This window comes from Dietzia sp. HMSC21D01 (assembly GCF_001815995.1).
In the GTDB taxonomy this organism is placed as follows: domain Bacteria; phylum Actinomycetota; class Actinomycetes; order Mycobacteriales; family Mycobacteriaceae; genus Dietzia; species Dietzia cinnamea.
In genome coordinates, this window is record NZ_KV823780.1 from 1 (window position 1) to 601 (window position 601).

1 pseudogene is annotated in these 601 nt (G+C 75.9%); it reads right to left on the bottom strand.

Annotated features, from left to right (window positions below):
* Positions 1-461 (bottom strand): annotated as a pseudogene (locus HMPREF3086_RS03945) (hypothetical protein); the annotation flags it as partial.
* Positions 462-601 lie beyond the last annotated feature (140 nt).

Below are 601 nucleotides of genomic sequence, written 5' to 3' on the forward strand. Positions count from 1 at the left end.
CCGGCCGAGCGGGGCCACCCGGCCACCAACTCCGAGCAGACCCCGTGGGCGAGCAGGTGCGGGGCGTCGTCGCGGCGGCCGGGCAGCACCGTGGAGACCACGGGCGTGCCGGTGAGCCGGGCGCCGAGCGTCACCTCCACGGAAATGTCCGACCAGAACACGGCCGGAGCGTGGTGGTCGATCCACTCGGCGAGCATCGCCATCCGGCGGCGCAACCCTTCGTGGCGCAGCGGGACCCAGTGCAACCGCCCCCCGGCGGTCGGGTCCGGCCCCGCGCCGTCCCCTGACCCGCCGACGTCCAGCGGCAACGTGACGACCCGGACGCGCCCGGGATCGGGAACAGCATCGTCGCGAACGCGGGCGGAGGTGAGGATGGTGACCTCGTCGTCGAGCGCGGCGGCCACCGACAGCGCCCGCTGCACGTGCCCACTGCCGTGGTGGTGGGCGTAAACACCGATCACGACGCCACGCCCACCAGTAGTGCCCGGAGTCGCTCCTCGAGGGCGTCGATGCGGGCGTCGTGGGAGAACGCGGCGGCAGCGGCGCGGGCGGTGGCGGCCCGGTCGAGGGTGAGCGCGGCCGGGATGCCGGCGGCCCGCGC